We start from the raw sequence: 25188 nt of genomic DNA, 5'->3' as shown, positions 1-25188 counted from the left end.
GGGGTGTTCAGTCTGGCAGTGTTCCGTTTTCGCGCAGAGCGCGGCCAGACAGGTAGAGGGATCCACAGATCAGCACGCGGGCATTGGCCGTCGGAGCAGCCAGCGCCATGGCCGCGCTCAGATTGCGGCAGGCGATCGCGTTGTGGCCGGCCCCGCGAGCCAGGCAGGCCAAAGTCTCTGCATCATGCGCATTGCTCTCGCCGGGGATGGACAATGTCAACACCGCCCGGGGCTTGAGTGGCTGGAAGAATTCGAGAAACGCCACCGGGTCGCGGGTATTCATCATGCCCATGATCAGGACGAGATCGCGCGGGGGCAGAGCAGCAAGGCTCGCGGCAATCGCCGCCGCCCCATGGGCATTGTGACCACCATCCAGCCAAAGTTCGTGCCCTTCAGGGAGCGAGGCGCGCAATCGTCCCTGGGTGAGAGGCTGCATCCTGGCAGGCCAGCGGACGGTTCGCAGGCCCGCGGCAATGGCGACGTCATCTACCGGCAGCCCGAAATGCCGGATTGCCGCGATCGCCAGGGTCGCGTTGTCGAACTGGTGGGTGCCGACCAGAGCGGGGCCGGGAAATTGCCGGGTCCCCGCCCCATCAGTGTAATGCAGCTTGCTGTGCTCTGCCCGCCCGGAAAATTCCAGACCCTGCCAGATCGGCACGACCTGCAGTTGCGCGGCAGCGGCGGAGATCACATCGCGCGCCTCCGGTAGCTGCAGCCCGATGACGGCAGGTGCACCGCGCTTGAGAATGCCCGCCTTGGCGTCGGCAATCTCGCGAAGCGATCGGCCGAGATATTCCTGATGGTCAAAGTCGATCGGCGTGATGATCGTGCCCAGCGGCTTGTCGACCACATTAGTGGTATCGAAGCGTCCGCCCAGGCCGGTTTCGAGCAGCAGGAAATCCGCGCGTGTCTCGGCAAAGAGCTTGAACGCGGCAGCGGTGGTGATCTCGAAGAGCGTTATGCCCGCCCCGGCATTAAGCGCCTCGACCTCCCGAAGCGCTGCATTGAGGCGACGGGTGGAAACCAGCTTTCCCGCCAGGCGGATGCGCTCGTTGAACCGGACAAGATGAGGCGAGGTATAAACATGAACCCGGGCTCCTGTCGCTTCGAGGAAGGCGCGCAGATAGGCGATGGTCGAACCCTTGCCATTGGTGCCAGCGACGTGGATGACCGGCGGCAAGCGGTCTTGCGGTCGGCCTAGACGATCCAGCAGAGGCAGTATGCGATCCAGGCTGAGATCGATCAGCTTGGGATGCAGGCCGGACAGGCGTTTGAGGATCGCGTCGGTGCGGGACAAGGGAGAACTCCGGGGCACCGCCTCCGGTTGGGGCCGGAGGCGATGCTGCTATTTGGTCCTGGTCAGATCAGGCGGCCAATTCGCCATGCGGATCGAGGACAAATTTGACTGCCGCACCCTGATCAAAGGTCTCATAGCCTTGGGCCGCGTCGTCCAGCGGGATGATCCTGGCATTGACGATGTCGGCAATCGGCAGACGGTCATGCAGGATGGCCTGCATGAGCTGGCGATTATACTTGAGCACCGGTGTCTGGCCGGTGTGGAAGGACTGTGCCTTGGCCCAGCCCAGGCCGAAACGCAGCGACAGGCTGCCCTGCTTGGCGGCATTGTCCACGGCGCCGGGATCCTCGGTGACATAGAGCCCCGGAATGCCGATCGATCCGGCCGCGCGGGTGATCTCCATCATCTGGTTCAGCACAATGGCTGGCTGTTCACCGCCGGCATGGCCGCGCGCTTCAAAGCCCACGGCGTCGATGGCGCTGTCGACTTCATCGGAGCCGGTGACGTCGGCGATCATCTCGCCCAGACGGTCGTGCTGGGACAGGTCGATTGCCGTGAAGCCCATCTTGCTGGCATGGGCCAGGCGATCCTTGTTGAAATCACCAATCATGACCACGGCGGCGCCAAGGATGCGTGCCGATGCAGCCGCCGCCAGACCAACCGGACCAGCACCGGCCACATAGACCGTCGAGCCGACGCCGACCCCGGCCTTGACCGCGCCGTGAAAGCCAGTCGGCAGGATGTCGGAGAGCATGGTGAGATCGCGGATCTTGCTCATGGCTCGATCGCGGTCGGGGAATTTGAGCAGGTTGAAATCGGCATAGGGCACGGTGACATAACGGGCCTGCCCGCCGATCCAGCCGCCCATGTCGACATAGCCATAGGCACCGCCGGCGCGGGCCGGATTGACCGTGAGGCAAACCCCGGTGTCCTGCGACTTGCAGCAACGGCAGCGGCCACAGGCGACGTTGAAGGGTACCGAGACGATATCGCCGACCTCGATCATTTCGACGTCGCGGCCCTTCTCGATCACCTGTCCGGTGATTTCGTGACCCAGCACCAGCCCCGGCTCCGCCGTGGTCCGGCCGCGCACCATATGCTGGTCGGACCCACAGATATTGGTCGAAATCACCTTAAGGATGACGCCATGGTCGATGCGCCGTCCGTCGGGGGCGGCCAGCTTGGCATCCTCGATATTGCGTACTTCGACCTTGCCCGGCCCAACATAGACCACGCCACGATTGCTGCTCATTGTCTTCTCCTCCTTGAAATGCCTGCCCCGCATCAACACTCGGGCAGGTTGACTGCCAGCCCTCCCAGACTGGTTTCCTTGAATTTGGTATTCATCTCTTCGCCGGTCTGCCGCATGGCCTTGATGCAGTTGTCGAGCGGCATGAAATGCGAGCCGTCCCCGCGCAGCGCCAGCGAGGCGGCAGCGACAGCCTTTGTCGCACCAATCCCATTGCGCTCGATGCAGGGCACCTGCACGAGACCGGCAACCGGATCGCAGGTCATGCCCAGATGGTGTTCGAGCGCGATCTCTGCAGCGTTTTCAACCTGTTCGGGCGTGCCGCCCAGCACGGCACATAGTCCTGCCGCGGCCATTGCGGCGGCGGTCAAAAGGAAATCGGAAACCTTTGCTGGATCGGCACCGTGGCAATGGTCGAGGTAGTAGCGCAGGACGGACGGCACGACCCCCGCAGCACCATTGGTTGGCGCGGTCACAACCTGGCCACCAGCGGCATTTTCTTCGTTGACGGCCATGGCATAGACGCTGAGCCAGTCCGATCCGGTATGCGGCTGGCCCGAATTTGTCTGCCGTTCGGCCAGCAATTGATTGTAGATGCGATGGGCGCGGCGGCGCACCCGCAGCCCGCCCGGCAGGTCGCCCTCGCGCCTCAATCCACGGTCGATGCAGGCATTCATCACCGACCAGATCCGGGTGACCCCGGATGCGACATCGGCTGGGCCGCGCAACTGGGCCTCGTTTTCCCGCTTCATCGCGGCGATGGAAAGCCCGCTTTGCCTGGCCATCTGCAACATGCTGGCAGCGCTGTTGAATGGATATGGCCAGGATATGGCTTCGTGCCCAACCGCCGCCAAAGGATGCTCACGCTCCGCCGCGGTGACTACGAAACCGCCACCAATCGAATAGTAAGTCTCCTCGATCAGCTTTTTACCCGCAGCGTCGAGCGCCGAAAAGACGAGGCCATTGGCGTGGCCCGGCAAAGGCGGGCCATAGTCGAACACAATGTCGCTGGCCGGATCGAAGGTCAGGGGCGGCAGACCCGCTGGGCAAAGTTTGTGACAGGTTTGCAGCGCCAGCAGCTGCTCTTCGGCAGCGTTCACGTCCAGTTCGGCAGGCAAACAGCCGAGCAGGCCCAGCGCCACTGCGCGATCCGTGGCGTGTCCCTTGCCGGTAAATGCAAGAGACCCATGCAATGTGACCCGCAGCCGCGCGGCCCGTTGCCCCAAAGGGGACTGCTGAAGCAGGTGCAGGAAGCTTACGGCGGCCGTCATCGGCCCCATGGTGTGCGACGAGGAGGGGCCGATCCCGATCTTGAAGACATCAAAGACGCTTAGAAACACGGGTTCGGACTCGTCCTGTTGGGGAAATACCGGGCGCACCGCGCGCCCGGGCGTGGTTTCATCGCTGCCTGGAACTCACTGGTAGATCGGGAACCTGGTGCAGATGTCCTGCACCTCGGCCAGGACCTGCTTTTCAACCTCGGCATCGCCATCCGGCCCGGCTGCTGCAAGGGCGTCGATGACCTTGAGGATCAGTTCGCCAATGCGCACGAACTCGGCCTCTCCGAAACCGCGTGTAGTACCGGCCGAGGTGCCCAGGCGCACGCCCGAGGTGATGGCGGGCTTTTCCGGATCGAAAGGAATGGCGTTCTTGTTGCAGGTCAGACCCGCCCGTTCCAGCGCATGCTCGGCATCCCGGCCCTTGACACCCTTGGGACGCAGATCGACCAGCACCATGTGGCAGTCGGTGCCGCCCGAGACGATGTTGAGTCCGCCGGCCATCAGCGTTTCGGCCAGGGCCTTGGCATTGGCCGCGACGTCCTGCGCGTAGATCTTGAAACCAGGTTCGAGGGCTTCCCCGAAGGCGACGGCCTTGGCGGCGATGACATGCATCAGCGGGCCGCCCTGATTGCCCGGGAACACGGCCGAGTTGAACTTTTTGGCCAGGGCTTCGTCATTGGTCAGGATCATGCCGCCGCGCGGACCGCGCAGGGTCTTGTGCGTGGTCGTGGTGACGACATGGGCATGCGGCATCGGATCGGGATAGACTCCCGCAGCCACCAGACCGGCGTAGTGGGCCATATCCACCATCAAATAGGCGCCAACCTCGTCGGCAACCTTCCGGAAAAAGGCAAAGTCGATGACGCGCGGATAGGCCGAAGCACCGGCAACGATCAGCTTGGGACGCGTTTCGAGCGCGACGGCACGAACCTGATCATAGTCGATCAGCTGGTTGTCTTCGCGCACCTGATAGCTCGAGACCTCGAACCACTTGCCCGACATGGTCACCGGCGAGCCGTGGGTCAGATGGCCGCCATGGGCGAGGGACATGCCCATGATGCGGTCGCCAGGCTGAAGCAGGGCGAAGTAGACGGCCTGGTTGGCCTGCGCGCCCGAATGCGGCTGGACATTGGCATAGGCGGCGCCAAACAGTTCCTTGGCCCGTTCGATGGCAATGGTCTCGACCTCGTCGACGAACTCGCAACCGCCGTAATAGCGTTTGCCGGGATAGCCTTCGGCATATTTGTTGGTCAGCACCGAGCCCTGGGCGAGCAGGACATTGGTGGAGACGATGTTCTCCGAGGCAATGAGCTCGATCTGGTTCTGCTGGCGACCCAGTTCCCGCTCGATGGCGGCGGCGACGGCAAGATCAGTCAGGCCGCCCGGTGTCTTGGTGTGAAGCATGATCTCTCCCTGCGGCGTCAGACGCCCAGTTCATATTCGCGACAGATGCCGGCAAGCAGGTGCCAGACGTGATCTGAGAACGAGTGCCAGACTTCGATCCGGAAGCGCTCCTGGGCTTCCCGGAACAGAATGATCGGCACACGGTCGATGATGGTGCGGCGGGCCTCGTTCATAGCCATGGCCCCCACTTCGAAGGCGATGCAGGACTGCAGCACGTCGGCCGCAGCTGGCCCCTCGATGGCGATGCCGACCTCGCGGTGCCCGACATCGACAAGGCTATGGATGGTCTTGGCGTACAAGGCCGAGAAGGCTGCCTCGATGGCGCCCTGCTCTTCGAGAGGGGCTATCAAGAACCACTCGTCTGGACCGATGCAGGCTGCCAGGCGGCCGGGCGAGGATGCCAGTTCGCCGATCCTTGCCGGCAGAATTGCGCCCCAGGCGGCGGAGGCTTCGGCCAAATTGTCCGGGCTAATCCGCAGGTTGAAACGCGCGGCGTCTTCGACGGGCCGAATAGTGGCCGGAGCATGGGGCATATCCAGGCTGCGACCGATAAGGGGATGCTCTTCCTGTCTCATTTCATCGGCCTCCTCAGGCGCTCAGACGCGTGTTTTCGGGGTCGTAGAAGACGGTTCCAGTGACCTTGGCGCGCAGGGTGCCGGAGGGCATCGGAATATGCACCGTCTCGCCCATTCGGCCATTGCCGCCTTCAATCACGGCGAGCGCAATGGACCGGTTGAGCGCCACGCTCCAATAGGAGGAGGTGACATGGCCAACCATCTTCATCGGCACGGCCTGGTTCGGGTCGAGCACGATCTGTGCACCCTCTTCCAGCACGGTCTTGGGGTCTTCGGTGAGCAGGCCCACCAATTGCTTGCGATCGGTCTTGAGCATGTCCGGGCGACTGAGGGAACGCTTGCCGACAAAGTCGGGCTTGGCCTTGCCGATGGCCCAGCCGAGCCCGGCATCGTCAGGGGTCAGGGTTCCATCAGTGTCCTGGCCAACGATGATGTAGCCTTTTTCGGCGCGCAGCACGTGCATGGTCTCAGTGCCGTAGGGCGTGATGCCATAGCGCTGGCCTTCGGCCATCAGCTTTTCCCAGATGGCGCGGCCGTATCGGGCCGGCACGTTGATTTCATAGCCGCGCTCACCGGTAAAGCTCATGCGGAACAGCCGGGTCGGCACGCCCGCAATCTTGCCTTCCGCGATGGACATGTGCGGGAAGGCCTCTTCGGACAGGTCGATGCCTTCAACCAGCGGCGCAATCAGATTGCGGGAATTGGGTCCGTTGACCGCAATCACCGCCCACTGTTCGGTGGTGGAGGTCAGCCACACCTTGAGATCGGGGAATTCGGTCTGAAGGTAGTCTTCCATCATGTTGAGCACGCGGGCCGCGCCACCGGTGGTCGTGGTCACATGGAAGCGATCGGTCGAGAGGCGCCCGATCACACCGTCGTCGCGAATGAAGCCATCTTCCCCGAGCAGCACGCCATAGCGCGTCCGGCCGGGCTGCAGCTTGGTCCAGGGGTTGGTGTACATGCGATTGAGGAACTCGGCCGCATCTGGCCCCACGATCTCGATCTTGCCGAGCGTGGAGGCGTCAAAAATGCCCAGGGAGTCGCGGGTTGCCTTGCATTCGCGGGCAACGGCGGCATGCATGTCCTCGCCAGGCTTGGGGAAATACCAGGCGCGCCGCCACAGGGAGACCGGCTCGAAGACAGCACCCTGTTCTTCCGCCCAGCTATCGATGGGCGTCTTGCGCGTCACGTCAAACAGACGGCCACGATTGTACCCGGCAAAGGCCCCAAAGGTGGTCGGCGTATAAGGCGGCCGGAAGGTGGTGAGGCCAACCTGCGGTGCAGGCCGTTGCACTGCATCGGATGCAATCAGCAGGCCATTGATGTTGGAGGTCTTGCCCTGGTCCGTGGCCATGCCGGTGGTGGTGTAGCGCTTGACGTGTTCGATCGACTTGAAGCCTTCGCGCACGGCCAGGCGGATATCCTTGGCGGTCACATCGTTCTGGAAGTCGACAAAAGCCTTGGCCGTGGCCGTGTTCCGGTCGGTGGGCAGTTCGCGCAGCGTGGTGCCGCCCAGGGCGATCTCACCGGCAATTTCATAGCTGGCACCGCTGCCGGAAAATCCGGCATCGGCTGCCGCGGCCTGCCCGGCCGCGGCGCCCTGTTGCAGCGCATTGGCCAGTCCGAACTCGCCATTGCCGGCGCCAGCGCAGCGGCTGCTTTCGACATGCTTGGCGGGCAGGAACGTCTGGGCATCCTCGCGCCATTCCAATTTGCCCTGCGTATGCGAGAACAGATGCAGGCTGGGGGTCCAGCCGCCGCCCATAAGCAGGGCGTCGCAGGCAAATTCGCGCGCCTGCTCGGACCCCCCGTCGATCGGCTTTGCGCGGACCGAGGATACACGAAGGCGGCCCTTGGTACCTGTCACGGTCCAGCCCGCCAGCACTTCGATGCCGAGGCTCTCCGCAGTGGCCTTGAGGTCCGTGGGCACGGCCTTGCGGACATCAATGATGGCCTGGACCTTGACGCCGGCACGCGCCAGATCGAAGGCCGCCAGCCAGGCGCTGTCATGAGACGTCACCACGACCGGGCTATTGCCGACCTTGACGCCGTAACGGTTGAGATAGGTGCGCGCTGCGCTGGCCAGCATGACGCCGGGACGGTCATTGCCGTCAAACACCAGCGGCTTTTCGATGGCGCCTTGCGCCAGCACGACCTGCTTGGCCCGGATCTTCCACATCCGCTCGCGCGGTGCGCCTTGGGGAGCCGAAGAAAGATGATCGGTAATGCGCTGACAGAGGCCAACGAAGTTCTGATGGTAGTAACCGATGGCGGTGGTGCGCGGCAGCAGGGTGACATTGTCCATGCCGGCCAGTTCATCCACGCTCGCCTTCAGCCACGCCCAGCCGCTCATGCCGTTGATGCTGGCATCGGTTTCGGACAAGAGGCTGCCGCCAAGTTCGGTCTGCTCGTCGACCAGAAAGACCTTGGCGCCGCTCCGGCCCGCTGCCAGTGCGGCGGCGAGACCGGCTGGCCCCGAGCCCACCACCAGCACGTCGCAATGAGCAAAGCGGCTCGAATAGGTATCTGGATCGGGTTCAACCGGCGGCTTTCCCAGCCCCGCCGTGCCGCGGATGATCGGCTCATAGACCTTGTTCCAGAAGGACTTCGGCCACATGAAGGTCTTGTAGTAGAAGCCCGCCGTGAACAGCATATAGAGGACGTCGTTGATGGCGCCGATGTCGCGCTCCAACGATGGCCAATGGTTCTGGCTGATGGTCTTGAGGCCCTGGGTGACTTCAACAACCGTGGCACGGTTATTCGGTTCGACCCTGGCCGGACCATGGTCAACGCCGAGCAGCGCATTGGGCTCTTCCGACCCGGCCGAAAGGATGCCGCGCGGCCGGTGATATTTGAAGGAACGGCCGACGAGGTGGACGCCATTGGCGAGAAGGGCGGACGCAACCGTGTCGCCTTCAAGACCGGTGATGGTCTTGCCGTTGAAGGTGAACTGAACGGGCTTGCCGTGGTTGACGCGACCCGCGCCGGGGATACGGAAGTCGGCCATCAGCGAGCCCCCTCCTTCTCGGTCAATTCGGGGCGCGGTTCGCCCGCCTTGTAGGTGGTGACGAACTTGTCGCTCACCGTGTCGCGGATGGCGTTGAAGAAGCGGCCGCATCCATGGATGTGCCGCCAACGTTCGGCATGAATGCCGCGGGGATTGACCCGGATGTACAGATGGTCGCGCCATTGCTCATCGGTGGTCGATGAGGGGTCGAGGGGCCGGGCAATATGGGCCTGGCCGCCATAGGCAAACTCGACTTCCGGACGGGTGGCGTCGCAATAAGGGCAGTGAATGAGAAGCATGGCTTGTCTCCTCAGTGGGCGACGGCGGCAGCGGCCGCTTCGTCGATCAGCCGGCCGGTGGTGAACCGCTCCAGCGTGAAGGGCGCGTTGATGGGGTGGGGCTCGTCCCGGGCGATGGTATGGGCAAAGACATGTGCCGAACCTGGCGTGGCCTTGAAACCACCCGTGCCCCAGCCGCAATTGATGTAGAGACCGGGAACCGGTGTCTTGCCCAGAATGGGCGAGCGGTCAGGCGTCACATCGACGATGCCGCCCCATTTGCGCAGCATGCGCATGCGCGTGAAAATGGGGAAGATTTCGCAGATCGCCGCGACCGTATGCTCGATCAGCGGCAGGCCGCCGCGCTGGCTATAGGACACATATTGATCGGTGCCCGAGCCGATGACCAATTCGCCTTTGTCCGACTGCGAAATATAGGCATGCACGGTGTTGGACATGACCACGCATGGGAAGATCGGCTTGACGGGCTCGGAAACCAGCGCCTGGAGCGGATAGCTTTCAAGCGGCAGGCGGACGCCCGCCGAATCCATGACCACCGAGGTATTGCCGGCAGCGGACACGGCAACCTTCTTGGCCTTGATGAAGCCTTTGGCGGTTTCAACCCCAATCACCTTGCCAGAGGGATCGCGGCGAATGGCCGTGACCGGGCAGTTCTGAATGATGTCGACACCGCGGGCGGCCGCACCGCGGGCATAGCCCCAGGCCACGGCATCGTGGCGCGCGACGCCACCGCGCCGCTGCAGGGCCGCGCCCATGACTGGATAGCGGGCGCCCGGCGAAATATCGAGCGGCGGGCAGAATTCCTTAGCCTCTTCGGGCGTCAACCATTCGTTGTCGATGCCGTTCAGTCGGTTGGAATGCACATGGCGCTTGAAGCTCTGCACGTCATGTACATTGTGCGCCAGCATCATCACGCCGCGCTGCGAGAACATGACGTTGTAGTTGAGCTCCTGCGTCAGCCCTTCCCACAGCTTCATCGAATGCTCATAGAGCATCGCGCTTTCGTCATAGAGGTAGTTGGAGCGGATGATGGTGGTGTTGCGGCCGGTATTGCCGCCACCCAGCCAGCCCTTGTCTATGACCGCGACATTGGTGATGCCGTGTTCCTTGGCGAGGTAGAAGGCCGCTCCTAGACCATGCCCGCCGGCACCGACAATGACGACGTCATACTCGGCCTTGGGCTGAGCATCAGGCCATTGCGGCTTCCAGTTCTTGTGGCCGGTGAGGGCATTCGCCAACAGATTCGGAAAAGAAAAGCGGGTCATCGCTTACCCCAGACGCGCGTTGTTGGGGTATCATTGCGACATTGCGTATTCGCGGACAGGACGTTTGCGTCAAAGCAAGCGCACTATAACGACACGTCCTTCGGTGACCCGTGACAAGCCCGGAGCGCAGTGCGCCTAGGCGGCCTCGACTTCTGGATTGTCCAGTCGCGCCCGCCGAACCTGATACGGCGTACAATCGAAGCGCTGCCGGAAAACTCGGCTCAGATGGGAGGAGTCGCAAAAGCCACACTCGACAGCCACTGTGGCAACCGACTTATCGGTCGTTTCAATGAGGTGCCGCGCCAAGGCCAGGCGTATCTGGAGGAAGGCTGCTTGGGGCGATGCGCCCAGCGCGGCGCGAAAGTGCCGCTCCAGCTGGCGCTTGCTGTTGCCCATCCGACGGGCCAGTTCGGTGACGGACAAGGGGTTGTCGATATGCTGCTGCATCAGAAGCAACGCCCGCAGGACCATCGGGTCGTTCGTCGATATGTCCAAGGGCACACCGGGCTGAGGCTTCTCTGGGCGCAAGGCGTCATCGATGATCATGATATGCAGGCTCTTGATGGCCTGGGCGCGCCCGACATGCTTGTCCACGAGATAGGCCGCCAGATGCGCGGAACTGGCGCCACCAGAGCAGGTCAGCCGGTCACCGTCGTCGATGAAGATTTGGTCCGACACCGGGTTGAGGCCGTCGAACTGTTCCAGGAAATCGGCATGGTGAAACCAGCTCACACAGCAGCGATGGCCATCCATGAGACCGGCCCGATGCAGCAGAAATCCGCCGGTACACACACCCACCAGGGGAATGCCCAGCGACGCCGCTTTCCGCAGGTATTCTATATAGGCCTGGCCGAGGCCGGACAGATCGTCCTCCATCACCCCGCCCACGACGACGATGTAGTCAAACCTGCCGGGGTCGCCCAGCCGTTCATTGGGTTGAACCGTGATGCCGCTGCTGGATGGCACGGCATTCATCGTATCCGACAAAACCGCCCAATCGCACATGATTGGCCGGCTTCTGTCGCCTTCGTCGGCGGCCAGCCTCAATACATCCACGAAGTTGGCGAAGGCGCAAAGCGTGAAACGCTTGGCCAGAATGAACCCCACACTCAGGCGGACCCCCGCAGGTCGTACTCGAAGCGCCCTGTTTCCCAAACTGGATGGTTGCATTGTGGTGCCGGCCATCGCCCCTCCCCAAATACGCCACCTCTGTCGTAGCGGTAATCCATGATTGACGCAAATATTCTGGCAAGAGTTTGAAACTGTCGCAATGCTCCCCCCACGATGATCAATGTACCTCGTCAACCCGGCGAGGTCGCGGCTTTGAACAGTTTGCCTGATCGCGCGACTGGGGAATGGATAGAATGAAAATTCTGGTGCCCGTGAAGCGGGTGGTCGATTTCAACGTCAAGATCCGCGTGAAGCCCGATGGCTCGGGCGTCGATCTGGCCAATGTGAAGATGTCGATGAACCCCTTCGACGAAATTGCCGTCGAGGAGGCCATCCGCCTCAAGGAAGCCGGCAAGGTCGACGAGATCGTGGTTGTGTCCATCGGACCGGCGCAGGCTCAGGACACGTTGAGAACGGCGTTGGCCATGGGCGCGGACCGCGCCATCCTCATTACCGTTGAAGACAGTGTCGAACCGCTGACCGTCGCAAAGCTGCTGAAGGGCGTTGTCGAGGCCGAGCAGCCGCAACTGGTCATTCTGGGCAAGCAGGCGATCGACGACGACTGCAACCAGACCGGCCAGATGTTGTCGGCGCTGCTGGGATGGTCGCAGGCCACCTTCGCTTCCAAGCTCGAGCTGGCCGACGGTACGGCCAGGGTGTTGCGCGAGGTCGATGGCGGACTGCAGTCGATCAACGTCACACTGCCTGCCGTTGTCACGGCAGACCTCCGGCTCAATGAGCCGCGCTTTGCCTCGCTCCCCAATATCATGAAGGCCAAGAAGAAGCCGCTCGAGGAAAAGACCGCCGCCGACTACGGCGTCAGCACCGAACCGCGCCTGAAAGTGCTCAGGACAGACGAGCCGGAGGCGCGCAAGGGCGGCATCAAGGTGTCCAGCGTGTCTGAACTGCTCGACAAGCTGCGCAACGAAGCCCGCGTCATCTGATCAGCAGGAAGGAACAGACACATGGCAATTCTTCTTCTCGCTGATCACGACAATGTATCGCTCTCCGAACTGACCGCGCGGGCCCTGACCGCCGCCGGCAAGATCGGCGGTGACGTCGACATTCTGGTGGCAGGCAAGGGCGTCGAGGCTATCGCAGATGCCGCCGCAAAGCTTTCTGGTGTGCGCAAGGTGCTTGTGGCTGACAGCGACGTGCTCGAACACCAGCTGGCCGAGCCGCTGGCCGATCTGATCGTCTCGCTCGGCGGCGGCTACGATGTGGTCATGGCCGCAGCGACCACCACGGGCAAAAACGTCCTGCCGCGCGTGGCCGCCCTGCTCGATGTGATGCAGGTTTCCGAGATCATCGAGGTGGTGTCACCCGATACCTTCAAGCGCCCGATCTATGCCGGCAATGCGGTGCAAACCGTGCAGGCGCTTGACGCCAAGAAGGTGATTACCGTGCGCACCGCGGCCTTTGCGGCGGCGGAAACCGGCGCATCAGCGCCTATCGAGTCCGTTGCGGCGATCGCGGATCGTGGCCTCTCCACCTTCATCGAGAACCGTATCGCCAGGAGCGAGCGGCCAGAACTGGGGTCGGCACGGATCGTGATTTCCGGGGGTCGGGCCTTGGGCTCGCAGGACAAGTTCCGCGAGATCATCCTGCCCATCGCCGACAAGCTGGGTGCCGCCGTTGGCGCCTCGCGCGCCGCCGTCGACGCGGGCTACGCCCCCAATGATTGGCAAGTCGGCCAGACCGGCAAGATCGTCGCCCCGGACCTTTACATCGCCATCGGCATTTCCGGGGCGATCCAGCACCTAGCCGGCATGAAGGACGCCAAGGTCATTGTCGCCATCAACAAGGACGGGGACGCTCCCATTTTCCAGGTGGCCGACTACGGGCTGGTTGGCGACCTCTTCGACCTGCTGCCTGAACTCGAGCGCCAGCTATGAACAAGCTGATGCAATCCGGTGGAGACATCTCGATGAGCGAGAACAAGTTCATTCTGAAGCTGAGTTGCCTTGACCAGCCGGGCATCGTGGCCGGGTTGACGACGGCACTGGCTTCGCGCGGCGCCAATATTCTGGAATCCAACCAGTTCTGCGACCGCCTGACCAATCAGCTGTTCATCCGCATCGCCTTTGCGGCGCCTGCCGGGACCAGCAAGGAAACCTTCGAGCTGGCCTTCAAGCCCTCTGTCGATCGTTTCGACATGAAGCTCAAGCTCGAGGATCTGTCGCGCCGGCCCAAGATCATCATCATGGTCTCAAAGTTCGACCATGCGCTGCTCCACCTGCTCTACCAGATCAAGGTGGGCTGGCTGAACGCAGAAGTCGCGGCGATCGTCTCGAACCATGAAGACTCGCGGCGCACTGCCGAGCAGGAAGACATCCCGTTCTACTATTGGCCGGTGACCAAGGAGAACAAGGCCGAGCGCGAAGCACAGTTGGTCGAACTGGTCAAGGAGACCGGCTCCGAGCTGGTCGTGCTGGCCCGCTATATGCAGGTCCTCTCCAATGACCTGTCCAACCGCCTCTATGGCATGGTGATCAATATTCACCATTCCTTCCTGCCCAGCTTCAAGGGGGCAAAGCCTTACCATCAGGCTCATGAGCGGGGCGTCAAGCTGATCGGCGCGACCGGACACTATGTCACTGCCGATCTCGATGAAGGTCCCATTATCGAGCAGGAAACCGAGCGGGTCAGCCACGCCATGAGCTCCGACGATTTCGTGGCGGCCGGGCGCGACATCGAATCCAGGGTGCTGGCCCGCGCGGTCAAATATCATCTCGAGGGCCGCGTCATGCTCAATCACCATCGGACCGTCGTCTTCTCTGCCTGACCACCGCCCGGATCAGCGGTCGCGGTTTCATCGTAATCCAGGGTGTTTCATGCCTGCTCAGATCATTGACGGGAAAGCATATGCCAACGGCCTGGGCGGACGCATCGCCCAGGCCATTCCGGCGCTCGAGCAGCACTCCGGGCGTTCGCCGGGCCTTGCCGTAGTCCTGGTCGGTTCCGACCCGGCCAGCGAGGTCTATGTTCGCAGCAAGGGCAAGATGGCGCGCGAACTGGGCATGGCCAGTTTCGAACACGTGCTGCCCGAAGATAGCAGCCAGCATGACCTTCTGGCGCTGATCGCAAAGCTGAATGCCGACGACGCCGTTGACGGTATTCTGGTGCAGTTGCCCTTGCCTTCCCATCTCGATTCCCTTGCCGTGATCGAGGCCATCGATCCGGCCAAGGATGTGGATGGCCTGCATCCATCCAGCGCCGGCCGCCTGGTTTCGGGTCTGGAGGGGATGGTGTCCTGCACGCCCTTGGGCTGCCTGATGCTGCTGCGCTCAGCTCTGGGCAATCTCTCGGGGCTCGACGCCGTGGTTGTCGGTCGCTCCATTCTGGTCGGCAAGCCCATGGCCCAGCTTCTCCTGGCCGAAAATTGTACCGTGACCATTGCCCATTCCCGCACGCGCGACCTCGCCGCCAAGGTGAGGCAGGCCGATATCGTCGTCGCAGCGGTCGGGCAGGCTGAGATGATCAAGGGCGATTGGATCAAGCCGGGCGCAACGGTCATCGACGTGGGCACGAGCCGGGTCATCCGCGATGGCAAGACGCGACTGGTTGGCGATGTCGAATTCGGCTCCGCCTCGTCCGTTGCCGGTGCCATCACGCCGGTTCCCGGCGGGGTGGGTCCCATGACCATAATGAGCCTGATGCACAATACGCTGCTGGCCGCCTACAGGCGCCGCAATCTTGCCGTCCCCCAGCTCTGGTAACTGCCTGGTTGGTCCGCCGGCGCGGCCGACATCTATTCTAACTATCCCGTCCGTCACTGTGGAGTAAGTCGAAATGTCAACGTTTCCCAATAAGGCCCGGGTGGTCATTGTGGGCTTGGGCGGCATCGTGGGCGCATCGGTTGCGCACCATTTGGTCGAACGGGGTTGGGACGATATTGTCGGCATCGACAAGTCCGGCATTCCGACGGATATCGGCTCGACCGCCCATGCTTCGGACTTCTGCTACACCACCAGCCACGATTTCCTGACGACCTGGACCACCCTCTATTCCATCGATTTCTTCGAGAAGATGGGCCACTACGCCCGCGTCGGCGGCATCGAGGTGGCGCGAGTGGGCGATGATGCCCGCATGGACGAAATCAAGCGCAAAGTCGCCTCGGGCAAGGCCTTCGGCACACGGGCGCGGCTGATCGATCCCGCCGAGATCAAGCAGAAAATGCCGCTGGTCGAGGAAAGCCTCATTCAGGGCGGACTGTGGGACCCCGATGCGGGCCTGGTCATTCCGCGCTCCCAGACGGTGGCCGGTAAGCTCGTCGATCAGGCCGTCGAGGCTGGGAAGCTGCAGGCCTTCGCCAATACGTCGGCGCGCTCACTGGTCATCGAGGACGGACGGATCAAGGGCGTGGTGACCGATCGCGGCACCATCATGGCCGACTATGTGGTCGTTTGTACCGGCCTTTGGGGCCGGTTGATCGCCGAGATGGCGGGCGAAGACCTGCCGGTCATGCCGGTCGACCATCCCCTGACCTTTTTCGGGCCCTATACCGAATTTGCCGATACAGGCGTCGAAATCGGCTATCCGCTGCTGCGTGACCAGGGCAATTCTGCCTATCTGCGCGATACGGGCGATCCCAAGACCGCCGAAGGCGGTCAGATCGAATGGGGCTATTACGAAGAGCACAATCCGCGCCTCGTCCATCCCCGCGAATTGCTGGAAAAGGAACAGGCCCGCCTGTCGCCGTCGCAGCGCGACCTTGACCTTGAGCAGGTCATGGAACCGCTCGAACGCGCCATGGAGTTGACACCGATCCTGGCAGAGCTCGGCTATAATGAAGGCCATTCCTTCAATGGCCTACTCCAGACCACCACCGATGGCGGCCCCTCAATGGGCGAAAGTCAGAAGGTCCGGGGCCTGTGGTATGCCGTGGGCATCTGGGTCAAAGACGGCCCCGGCATGGGCAAGCTCATCGCCGACTGGATGACCGATGGCCGCACCAGCATCGACCACAACAAGATCGACTTCGCCCGGTTCAACAGCTTCCAGCTCGATGAGAAGTGGATCGAGGAACGCTGCACCGAAACGGCGATGAAGATCTACAACCCGCCGGTACATCCACGCGAGCCTTTCTCGGGCGGCCGCAATGTCCGCCGTTCGCCCTTCTACGAGCGCGAGAAGGAGCTGGGCGGCTATTTCATGGAGTTGGGTGGCTGGGAACGTGCCCATGGCTATGCGGCCAATGAGCACCTGCTGGAAAAATATGCCGATCGCGTTCCGGTGCGCGAGAATGAATGGGACAACCGCCACTTCTGGCGTGTTTCCAATGCCGAGCATATCGAGCTGAGCGAGAATTGCGGCATCATCAATCTGTCGCACTTCGCCATCTACGACATCGAAGGGCCGGACCACGTCGATCTGATGGAATGGCTCTGTGCGGCCAAGATTGGCGGCGACGCCAATATCGGCAAGGGCATCTATACCCACTTCCTCGACGAACAGGGCATGGTGCGCGCCGACTTTACCGTCATCCGCATGGCCGACCGCATCCGCATGATCAATGGCGCCGATGCCGGGCCACGTGACTATCACTATATGCGCCGGGTGGCGCAGGACCGGAACCTGGACGTCACCATTACCGATGTGACGGAAAAGTACATCACCATCGGCATCTGGGGTCCCAATGCCCGGGAGAACCTCAGCAAGCTGGTAGATGATCCATCCATCCTGACGCCGGAGAATTTCCCCTTTGCCTCGATCAAGCCCATCACCATCGCGGGCAAGTCGGTCACGGCCTTCCGGATTTCCTATGTCGGCGAGCAGGGCTGGGAACTGCATATGGCCTACGAGGACGGCCTGGCCGTGTGGGATGCCCTGCGCTCGACCGGCGTCATTGCCGTGGGCGTCGAGACCTATGCCAATTCCCGCCGCCTGGAAAAGAGCCTGCGGCTGCAGAATGCCGACCTTCTGACCGAATATAATCTCCTGGAGGCCGATTTGGCCCGCCCCAAGGTCAAGGAAGCCGACTTCTGCGGCAAGGCCAGCCATGTGGCCTATCGTGAGCGCGAACACCAGCCGGCAATGCTGTGCACCCTGGTCATGACCGAGAATGTCGACAGCAAGGGCGTCGCCCGCTACCCGGTCGGCACCTTGCCGGTTCTCGATCCGGCTACTGGCGAGACGCTGGTGGATGAGTTGGGCCGCCGCTCCTACACCACCTCTATTGTCTACGGGCCGGTCATCGGCAAGAACATCGCGCTGGCCTATCTGCCCTGGTCATATTGCGAGACGGGCCGGGAGGTCTTGCTGGAATATTTCGGCGAAACCTATCGCGCCGAGGTTGCCGGGGTCGGCTACAAGCCGCTCTATGACCCCGAGAACGCACGGCCGAGGAGCTGACTTGGCTGGCCTCGGCACGCGGCCCCAGCTTGCCGGATGATTGGCGGTGATCGGCCGGGGACGCCTCGCGACCCCGACCGTACTCACCAGTCGAGGCCAGAAAATGTATGCGGTGTTCGCGTCCATGTTCGCCCGCCGGAAAAATGCTGGTGCGACGACGAAATGCCTCGTCTGTCCTTCCCCAAGCGCTAAACTGCGCGATGATGGCAAGATTGATGGCTTGCGCGCCAATGGTGGTAAGATAGGGCGGCCGAATGAGAATTCTGGTTACGGGAGCTGTCGGCTTCATCGGGTTTCACCTGGCGAAGCGTCTGCTTGTGGACGGACATAGCGTGCTGGGGTTCGATGGCATGACCCCCTACTATGAGCCGGCGCTGAAAGAGCGTCGCCGGGCCATGTTGCAGAACTACGATGGCATCCAGTTCGTAGAGGGCATGCTCGAGGACAGCGCCCATTTGCGGGATACCGTTACCAGTTTCAGGCCGAACATAATTGTGCATTTGGCGGCGCAGGCTGGGGTGCGCTACAGCATCGAGCACCCCGACACCTATGTTCAGTCGAACCTAGTCGGAACCGCCAATCTGCTGGAGGCGGCGCGGCTGTGTCCACCGCAACATTTGCTGATCGCATCGACGTCATCGGTCTACGGGGGCAACGCGGATAGGCCATTTCGGGAAGTGAGCCGTACCGACTTCCCCGTTTCCCTTTATGCGGCAACGAAGAAGGCCTGCGAGGCGATGTCGCATTCGTATGCGCATCTGTTCAAAATACCGACCACTTGTTTCCGGTTCTTCACGGTTTATGGACCGTGGGGGCGTCCCGACATGGCATTGTTCAAGTTTGTCAGTGCCATAGAAAGGGGCATACCCATCGACGTCTATGGGGAAGGCCGAATGCGACGCGACTTCACCTATGTTGACGATTTGATCGAGGGCGTGGTGCGGCTGATGAGCATCGTGCCCAAAACCGGCGCCCCAGTGACTTTCGACAACGGCCTCGATTCACTTTCGCCGGTGGCACCGTGGCGGTCGGTCAATATTGCGGGTGGCCAGCCGATCGAGCTGATGGACTTCATCAAGGTCGTCGAAGCCGCAGTCGGCAAGCCGGCCATCCTGAATATGCTGCCTATGCAGATGGGCGATGTTGAGATCACCCATGCCGATCCGGGCCTGTTTATGGCGCTCACGGACTACCTGCCGGCCACATCAATTGAAGCAGGCGTGCAAAGATTCGTCGAATGGCACCGGAGCTGGACCCAGCAGGCTGAACGGAGCGCGACCTAGCCAAGGTCAGGACTCATTAGTCCGGCACACGAAGAGGGCGACCAATTTCCTCAGATCCGGAGGCAGCTCAGTTTGACTCAAGCCCGAGTTAATGGACGTCGATTTGGCTGTGGCGTGGGGTGGTGCTCAGTCTCGCGCCAAACACCAGCCAAATCGCGAACGCTAGTTCGGCAAGTAGGGGTATGAGATAGGCAATGGTTATGACCATCGGCTGGTTGCCGGTCAGTAGGGTAAACCCGCTCCCCGACAGATAGACCAGGCCCGATGCGGCAATTCCCAATGCGACTAGGCGGGGGGCAATGCCCGAGCGCATGATCAGCCAGGCGGTCAGCAGGCAATTGATCCCGAAGAAGATCAGGCCAAGGTCATAGCCTTGCCCCTGCAATTCGAGCAATGCTTGCACCGCCCAGGCGAGATTGTCGGCGCCGAATGCCTCGGCAAAATGCTCCCCGCGCAGCAGAACCATCGCGGCCGCCTGGAACAGGAGGTTTGCGGCAAGCACGATGGCCTGAGTCAGGCGCAGGATCATCGCGGCCAGCGCCACACGCGGCGCCACCTGACGAAACAGCAGGTAGAGAAGGATGCCAACGGCAATATCGCTCAGGATCATGCCGATATCGGCGACAAGGCTGAGTGAGAACAGGCCGCCGGACGCCATGATATTGGCGAGCGTTTGCGGGCCGTTGTACGGCACAATCAGCATTTCACGAACCGCCATTTCGCTCCAGATGCCCAGGGCGATGATGGCGAGATAGAAGAGGCCCGTGACACGGGCGATGCTCTTGTTGGAACGGGTTTGCAGGTCAGGTCCGACCATGATCTTGTCCTCCATTGGGCTGAAGTGGGTGGGCTGGCCGATCAGGCGGCCAGCGTTGCGATTTGTTTTTGGAAGCCCCGATGCACGGCGCCGCCGCGGAAGGTGAGCCAGAGGCAAACCGAGATTTCGGCGAGAGCGGCGGGCATGACGGCCAGGGGGGAGATCGAGGGTTCGAACGCCGGCAGCACGAACACCACGAAGAGGTCGGTCCAGTAGCCCACCAGCGCCAGCATCATCACCACGCCCAACAGGCGCGGCACGAAGCCGGAGCGGTAGAACAGCCAGCCGATGGTGAAGCACCAGGCGCCGAAGAAAATGCCGTTGGCGGTGTAGCCATAGGCGTGCAGATCCAGCAGCAGGGCCACCAGGTCCTGCACCTGCTCGGGTGGAAAGGATGGCAGGGCACCATTGACCAGCAACAGCGCACCGAAGTGATAGACCACGTTGGCGCCCATCCAGGGGAGCCGCAGGAGGTTGAGGAACAGCGCCAGCAAGGCGATAGGCTTGTTGACCGGCTTAAGCAGCATCCAGAAGGCCAGGCCGAGCCAGGCGTCGAGCAACAGCACCAGAAGATCGGCGATCCCGGCAAGCCCATAGAGCATCTGGTTCGCCGCGATGTTGGCCATGGTGGCCGCAGCGTCGCCTTGCACCACCATGCCGGTGCGAACGGAAAATTCGGCAAAGCCAGCAAGGACCGCGACGGCCAGATAGGCCAGTCCGGCCGAGCGGGCCCAGTTGAAATCATCTTGGGACGGAATGGACATCGGATCATCCTCGGAATTGGGCGAGCGGCATCCATCCTCGGCCCGGTCGGGCCGGCTCAACATGCCGCCGCTGGGGAAAGAATTACTCGGCTGCCAGGATCGCCACGTCGTGGTGGTCGATTTCGAGCACGACATTGCCGCGCTTGTGGCCGCTCTGGACGTATTCATGGGCCTCGGCGATCTGGTCGAGGTCATAGCGCCGGTCGATGATGGTTTTGAGAGCGCCGTCTTCGATCAGGGTTTTGACTTCCGTCAGGCGATTGCTGAGTTCGGCGTGCGGCAAAAGCCCCGTGGCCGAGAACATGGCCTTCCGGCGTCCGAATTTCCCGGTCCAGAGCATGCGGAACAACAGGCCCAGGCCCAGAACCGGCGAGAGATAGACGCCGTCGGACGTGAGCGCCCGTCTGGCCTTGCCGAATGGTACCTTGCCCACCGTATCGAAGATCACGTCATAAGCGCTGCGGCGCCGGGTAAAGTCCTCTGTGGTGTAGTCGATGACATGATCGGCACCAAGGTCGCGCAGGAAACCGGCATTGCGGCCGCTGGCGACCGCCGTGACCTCTGCACCCAGATGCTTGGCCAGTTGCACCGCGGAGGTACCCAGGCCCCCAGCCGCACCGTTGATCAGCACCTTTTGGCCCGGCTGGATGGTCACCAGCCGCGTCAGGAAATTGTGCACTGTGAGCGCGCCATCGGTCACCGGCGCTGCCTCTTCATAGGACATGGCCATCGGGATGGTCTGGATGATCCCGTCTTCGGGCACGGCCACGAACTGGGCGTGAGCGTGAAATCCGATGGTCGTCTCGCCGAACACATCGTCACCGACCGCAAACCGGGTTACGTTCCGCCCGACGGCCTCAACCTTGCCGGCAAAGGCCGTGCCAGGCACCGCGGCCTTGGGCTTGCGCAGCCCCAGGAAAATCCTGCCGAACAGGGGCTTGCCCGTCCGCATCATCACATCGGCCTGGGTCACGGCACTGGCATAAATCTTTACAAGAATCTCATTGTCCTTGGCGACTGGCCGTTCGATTTCCTGAATGACCAGGACTTCCGGGCCGCCATAGGCATTGGCAATAACCGCTTTCATCTGTCGTCTCCTCTTGGATGCACCATCGCGGTGCCGATGGCCAAGAGGTACGGCAGACACGCCCTCTGCAGAATTGACTAAATCCTGTATTCCGGTATGCACATTTGCATGGATTGGCGATCTGTCAGATTTGACTGGAACCGTGCCCGGGCCTTTCTGGTCACGGCCGAAGAAGGGTCCTTATCGGCCGCGGCCCGCGCATTGGGCATGGCCCAACCCACTTTGGGCCGGCAGGTCGAGGCCTTGCAGGAAGAACTGGGCGTGGTGCTCTTCGAGCGCACCGGCCGGGGTCTCGAACTCACCCCCAGCGGCCTGGAGCTACTCGAGCATGTGCGGACCATGGGCGAGGCAGCAGGGCGTCTCTCGCTCGGCGCGTCGGGACGGGCACAGGCGCTCGAAGGCACAATCGCCATTACCGCCAGCGAGATCGACGCGGCCTATCTGCTACCCCCCATTATCGAGAAGTTGCGCCGCACCGCGACCGGCCTGACGGTTGACCTCATCGCCAAGAATTCCGCCGCTGATCTGCGCCGCAGAGAAGCCGACATCGCCATCCGCAATTTCCGCCCGGACCAGCCCGAACTGATTGCCCGCAAGATCAAGGACGTTGCCGCGCGGCTCTATGTTTCGGAGGTCTATGTCGAACGCTTTGGCAGGCCGCTGACTGCGGAAACGATCGCCCAAGCCGATTTCATCAGCCTGTGGTCGCCCGATACCTATCTGGCAGGACTGCTGGAGGCGGGGCTACCCATCGACCGCAGCAATCTGACCATTCTGGCGGACAGCCATTTGGTCCACTGGGAACTGCTCAAAGCCGGTCTGGGTATTGGCATGGTCCCCGAATTTCTCGGCGAAAACACGCCCGGCATTGTCCGCGCCCTGGAAGGTGCCTACACACCCTTTCAATTCCCCATCTGGCTCACCACGCACCGCGAACTCAATACCTCAAGGAGAGTCCGCATGGTGTTCGACTTTCTCGCAGAGGAACTCGGCGGCATCTAGGTCATCCTGACCTTCGGCCTCACTGCCGTGACGCGGTGAGACTGAACAACTTTTGCCCGCCCGCAAACCCCGCTACCGTCGGCAAAAGCAGGTTTCGAGGTTGCAGGTCGCATATGGACAAGCTTTCGGTAATGAATGCCTTCCGACGGATCGTGGAGCGTGGCAGCTTTGTGGGCGCGGCCAACGATCTCGGTGTGTCTGCCGGCCTGCTCAGCAAAGAGATCAAGCTGCTCGAGAAAAGCCTGGGCTGCACGCTGGTAACACGAACCACCCGCAGCATGTCGCTCACCGAGGCTGGGCACGCATATTACGATCAGGCCGTGACCATTCTCTCAGCCGTAACCGCGCTCGAGAACGACATCCGCGCGAACGCCAGCTCACTAAGCGGCCAACTCAAGATCAATGCTCCGCATTCCTTTGGACAATTGGTCATCGCGCCCATGCTTCCTGGCTTCTTGCAGGACCATCCTGACCTTGAAGTTACCTTGTCGCTGGACGATCACATCCTCGATATGATCGAGGGCGGCTTCGACATATCCATCCGCATTCGGCCCAGCCTGCCCGACTCGTCGCTGATAATTCGGCGCCTGGGACAGCTCAGGCAGGCCATTTTTGCCTCACCCACTTACCTGGAGCGCTTTGGGACACCTGAGAGGCCCGAGGAAATTGCTGGTCACGATGTGATCGGATTTACATTGGCTGGCCATCAGAGCGAATGGCTACTGCTCGGCCCCGGCGAGCCAAAAAAACTTACCCTGCGTCCGCGCATCAAGGTCGGCAGCAGCGTCGTCCTGCGCGACCTGCTGATCGCAGGCTGCGGCATCGGGACCCTTCCAGACTTCATATCGCGCGAGCCTGAGCGCGATGGGCGTCTTGTGCGTGTCTTGCCCGAATACGAGCTGCCATCGCCCGAAATCTTTGCCGTTACCGCCTCGCATATGGGATCGGACCCCAGGGCCAAAGCCTTTGTGGCCCATCTTCGGGATGCGCTCAACGCCCTCTATTCCTGAAGCGGCGTGAACAGTGTTTTGAGCGCCGGATGATTACTCGGCGCCCCAGGTTCAAGGATGTTGCTGGCAATTCCAAACCTTGCCGGAGGCATTCAAATGACCCGCATTCTCGTCGCCTATTATTCCAGCTATGGCCATGTTCGCGCTTTGGCGCAGGCAGAGGCCGAAGGCGCGCAAAGCGTCCCCGGGACGACTGTCGACCTGCGCCGTATTCCTGAGACCGTTCCTGAAACCGTCCGCGAGAAATCCGGCTACATCGTCGACGAAACGCTGCTGATCAGTCCCGGCGATCTCGCCAGCTACGATGGCATCATCCTTGGGACCCCGACACGCTTCGGCATGATGGCGGGGCAGGTGAAGCAGTTTCTGGATCAAGCGGGCGGATTGTGGGCGCGCAATGCCCTGGTGGGCAAGGTCGGCGCGGTCTTCGCCTCAACCGGGTCGCAACATGGTGGGCATGAAGCCACGATCCTGTCGACCCATGTTCCGCTCATGCACTTCGGCATGGTCATTGTCGGACTGCCCTATTCCTTCGCGGGGCAAACGCATCGTGACAGCATTGTAGGGGGATCTCCCTACGGCGCCGGGACCATCGCTGGCGTCGATGGCTCGCTCCATCCTACCGAGATCGATCTCGCCGGTGCCCGCTTCCAGGGCGCTCATGTGGCCCGGGTTGCAGGGCGGCTCGCACAGGAGGATTGGGCACGGGACGCGGCCTGAGACGTCCTGATCCGATCCTGCACCATCCGGCACTGGAACCCAAAAATGGCACGGATATCCGATATTCTCCTGACGGCCCTGGCACCGGCTGTATGGGGCAGCACATATATTGTGACCACCGAGGCGCTCCCGGCTGGGCACCCTCTGACCCTGGCTGCGCTCCGGGCGCTGCCGGCTGGACTGCTGCTGCTGGCGCTCACCCGCAGCGTCCCGCCGCTTGCCCTGATTGGCCGGATACTGGTGCTTGGTGTCCTCAATTTCGGGCTGTTCTGGACCATGCTGTTCATCGCCGCAGAGCGGCTGCCAGGCGGCGTTGCGGCAACCCTTGGTGCCGTCCAGGCGCTTATGGTGATCGCGTTGGCGCGTGCCTGGCTCGGCACGCCCATTCTGGGCGGCGCTGTTGTTGCGGCGGTCGCCGGTGTGGTCGGGGTCGCACTCCTGCTTCTGGGGCCAACCGCCGCGCTTGATCCGGTAGGCATTCTGGCCGGCGTGTTAGGGGCGGCATCCATGGCCGCGGGCACGGTGCTTAGTCGGAAATGGGCTCCGCCGGTCTCCGCTTTGCGCTTCACGGCCTGGCAGTTGACGGCCGGCGGCCTGGTCCTTCT

At 62.2% G+C, this 25188-nt stretch carries 22 protein-coding genes; 10 read left to right on the top strand and 12 right to left on the bottom strand.

The annotated features are described in order from the left end of the window. Nucleotides 1-7: 7 nt before the first annotated feature. From QZ564_RS11795 to QZ564_RS11755, 9 genes are all read right to left on the bottom strand, one after another. Nucleotides 8-1297 (bottom strand): folylpolyglutamate synthase/dihydrofolate synthase family protein, encoded by a 1290-nt coding sequence (locus QZ564_RS11795; protein ID WP_297109787.1) that lies wholly within the window; start codon nt 1295-1297, stop codon nt 8-10. 67 nt (nt 1298-1364) lie between these two features. Continuing rightward, on the bottom strand, nt 1365-2549 hold the full coding sequence (fdhA, locus tag QZ564_RS11790; RefSeq protein WP_297109785.1) for a formaldehyde dehydrogenase, glutathione-independent: 1185 nt from the start codon (nt 2547-2549) through the stop codon (nt 1365-1367). A 32-nt stretch (nt 2550-2581) separates the two neighbouring features. Then, nucleotides 2582-3886 carry an L-serine ammonia-lyase gene (locus tag QZ564_RS11785; protein WP_297109783.1) on the bottom strand — a complete coding sequence of 435 codons (1305 nt, stop codon included), beginning with the start codon at nt 3884-3886 and terminating at the stop codon, nt 2582-2584. A gap of 75 nt (nt 3887-3961) precedes the next feature. Next, a complete protein-coding gene (gene glyA, locus QZ564_RS11780) occupies nt 3962-5230 on the bottom strand; it encodes a serine hydroxymethyltransferase (protein WP_297109780.1) in 1269 nt (422 codons plus the stop codon). Between the two features lie 17 nt (nt 5231-5247). Then, the gene (locus tag QZ564_RS11775; protein WP_297109777.1) at nt 5248-5805 is read right to left on the bottom strand and encodes a sarcosine oxidase subunit gamma family protein; all 558 of its coding nucleotides are present in this window, start codon (nt 5803-5805) and stop codon (nt 5248-5250) included. A 13-nt stretch (nt 5806-5818) separates the two neighbouring features. Continuing rightward, nucleotides 5819-8812, bottom strand: a complete 2994-nt coding sequence (locus QZ564_RS11770) for a sarcosine oxidase subunit alpha (RefSeq protein WP_297109774.1) — start codon at nt 8810-8812, stop codon at nt 5819-5821. Continuing rightward, nucleotides 8812-9111 carry a sarcosine oxidase subunit delta gene (locus tag QZ564_RS11765; RefSeq protein ID WP_297109771.1) on the bottom strand — a complete coding sequence of 100 codons (300 nt, stop codon included), beginning with the start codon at nt 9109-9111 and terminating at the stop codon, nt 8812-8814. Before QZ564_RS11765 ends, QZ564_RS11770 begins: the two co-directional genes overlap by 1 nt. Before the next feature lie 11 nt (nt 9112-9122). Continuing rightward, on the bottom strand, nt 9123-10376 hold the full coding sequence (locus QZ564_RS11760) for a sarcosine oxidase subunit beta family protein (protein ID WP_297109767.1): 1254 nt from the start codon (nt 10374-10376) through the stop codon (nt 9123-9125). 135 nt (nt 10377-10511) lie between these two features. Next, a complete protein-coding gene (locus QZ564_RS11755) occupies nt 10512-11546 on the bottom strand; it encodes a GlxA family transcriptional regulator (RefSeq protein WP_297109824.1) in 1035 nt (344 codons plus the stop codon). 194 nt (nt 11547-11740) lie between these two features. Between QZ564_RS11755 and QZ564_RS11750 the strand changes: the two genes are divergently transcribed. From QZ564_RS11750 to QZ564_RS11725, 6 genes are all read left to right on the top strand, one after another. After that, nucleotides 11741-12490, top strand: coding sequence for an electron transfer flavoprotein subunit beta/FixA family protein (locus QZ564_RS11750; RefSeq protein ID WP_297109764.1), 750 nt, complete (start codon nt 11741-11743; stop codon nt 12488-12490). Between the two features lie 21 nt (nt 12491-12511). Continuing rightward, a complete protein-coding gene (locus QZ564_RS11745; protein WP_297109761.1) occupies nt 12512-13441 on the top strand; it encodes an FAD-binding protein in 930 nt (309 codons plus the stop codon). A 32-nt stretch (nt 13442-13473) separates the two neighbouring features. Next, nucleotides 13474-14331, top strand: coding sequence for a formyltetrahydrofolate deformylase (gene purU / locus QZ564_RS11740; RefSeq protein ID WP_297109821.1), 858 nt, complete (start codon nt 13474-13476; stop codon nt 14329-14331). 49 nt (nt 14332-14380) lie between these two features. After that, nucleotides 14381-15265, top strand: coding sequence for a bifunctional methylenetetrahydrofolate dehydrogenase/methenyltetrahydrofolate cyclohydrolase FolD (folD, locus tag QZ564_RS11735; RefSeq protein ID WP_297109758.1), 885 nt, complete (start codon nt 14381-14383; stop codon nt 15263-15265). Between the two features lie 73 nt (nt 15266-15338). After that, the gene (locus QZ564_RS11730) at nt 15339-17900 is read left to right on the top strand and encodes an FAD-dependent oxidoreductase (protein ID WP_297109755.1); all 2562 of its coding nucleotides are present in this window, start codon (nt 15339-15341) and stop codon (nt 17898-17900) included. Nucleotides 17901-18154: 254 nt separating this feature from the next. Further along, nucleotides 18155-19183, top strand: coding sequence for an NAD-dependent epimerase/dehydratase family protein (locus QZ564_RS11725; RefSeq protein WP_297109751.1), 1029 nt, complete (start codon nt 18155-18157; stop codon nt 19181-19183). 88 nt (nt 19184-19271) lie between these two features. Here QZ564_RS11725 and QZ564_RS11720 read toward each other — a convergent pair whose 3' ends face one another. From QZ564_RS11720 to QZ564_RS11710, 3 genes are all read right to left on the bottom strand, one after another. Beyond that, nucleotides 19272-20000: a DUF4386 domain-containing protein gene (locus tag QZ564_RS11720; RefSeq protein WP_297109748.1), complete on the bottom strand. Its 729-nt coding sequence runs from the start codon at nt 19998-20000 to the stop codon at nt 19272-19274. 41 nt (nt 20001-20041) lie between these two features. Beyond that, nucleotides 20042-20764 carry a DUF4386 domain-containing protein gene (locus QZ564_RS11715; protein ID WP_297109745.1) on the bottom strand — a complete coding sequence of 241 codons (723 nt, stop codon included), beginning with the start codon at nt 20762-20764 and terminating at the stop codon, nt 20042-20044. 82 nt (nt 20765-20846) lie between these two features. Next, on the bottom strand, nt 20847-21851 hold the full coding sequence (locus tag QZ564_RS11710) for an NAD(P)-dependent alcohol dehydrogenase (RefSeq protein ID WP_297109742.1): 1005 nt from the start codon (nt 21849-21851) through the stop codon (nt 20847-20849). Between the two features lie 108 nt (nt 21852-21959). Here QZ564_RS11710 and QZ564_RS11705 point away from each other — a divergent pair, with 108 nt between their 5' ends. The 4 genes from QZ564_RS11705 to QZ564_RS11690 all read left to right on the top strand — a co-directional run. Continuing rightward, complete coding sequence (locus QZ564_RS11705) at nt 21960-22853, top strand: LysR family transcriptional regulator (RefSeq protein ID WP_297109740.1); 894 nt, start codon at nt 21960-21962, stop codon at nt 22851-22853. 113 nt (nt 22854-22966) lie between these two features. Further along, on the top strand, nt 22967-23863 hold the full coding sequence (locus QZ564_RS11700; protein ID WP_297109737.1) for a LysR family transcriptional regulator: 897 nt from the start codon (nt 22967-22969) through the stop codon (nt 23861-23863). Nucleotides 23864-23959: 96 nt separating this feature from the next. After that, nucleotides 23960-24583 carry an NAD(P)H:quinone oxidoreductase gene (gene wrbA / locus QZ564_RS11695; protein ID WP_297109733.1) on the top strand — a complete coding sequence of 208 codons (624 nt, stop codon included), beginning with the start codon at nt 23960-23962 and terminating at the stop codon, nt 24581-24583. Between the two features lie 45 nt (nt 24584-24628). Further along, nucleotides 24629-25188 (top strand): EamA family transporter (locus QZ564_RS11690; protein ID WP_297109730.1); only part of this gene is annotated, 560 nt, incomplete at its 3' end.

The organism is uncultured Devosia sp., assembly GCF_913055165.1.
Taxonomy (GTDB): domain Bacteria; phylum Pseudomonadota; class Alphaproteobacteria; order Rhizobiales; family Devosiaceae; genus Devosia.
The sequence above is the reverse complement of the archived record's forward strand: the minus strand, read 5'-3'. Positions and strand labels throughout refer to the sequence as shown.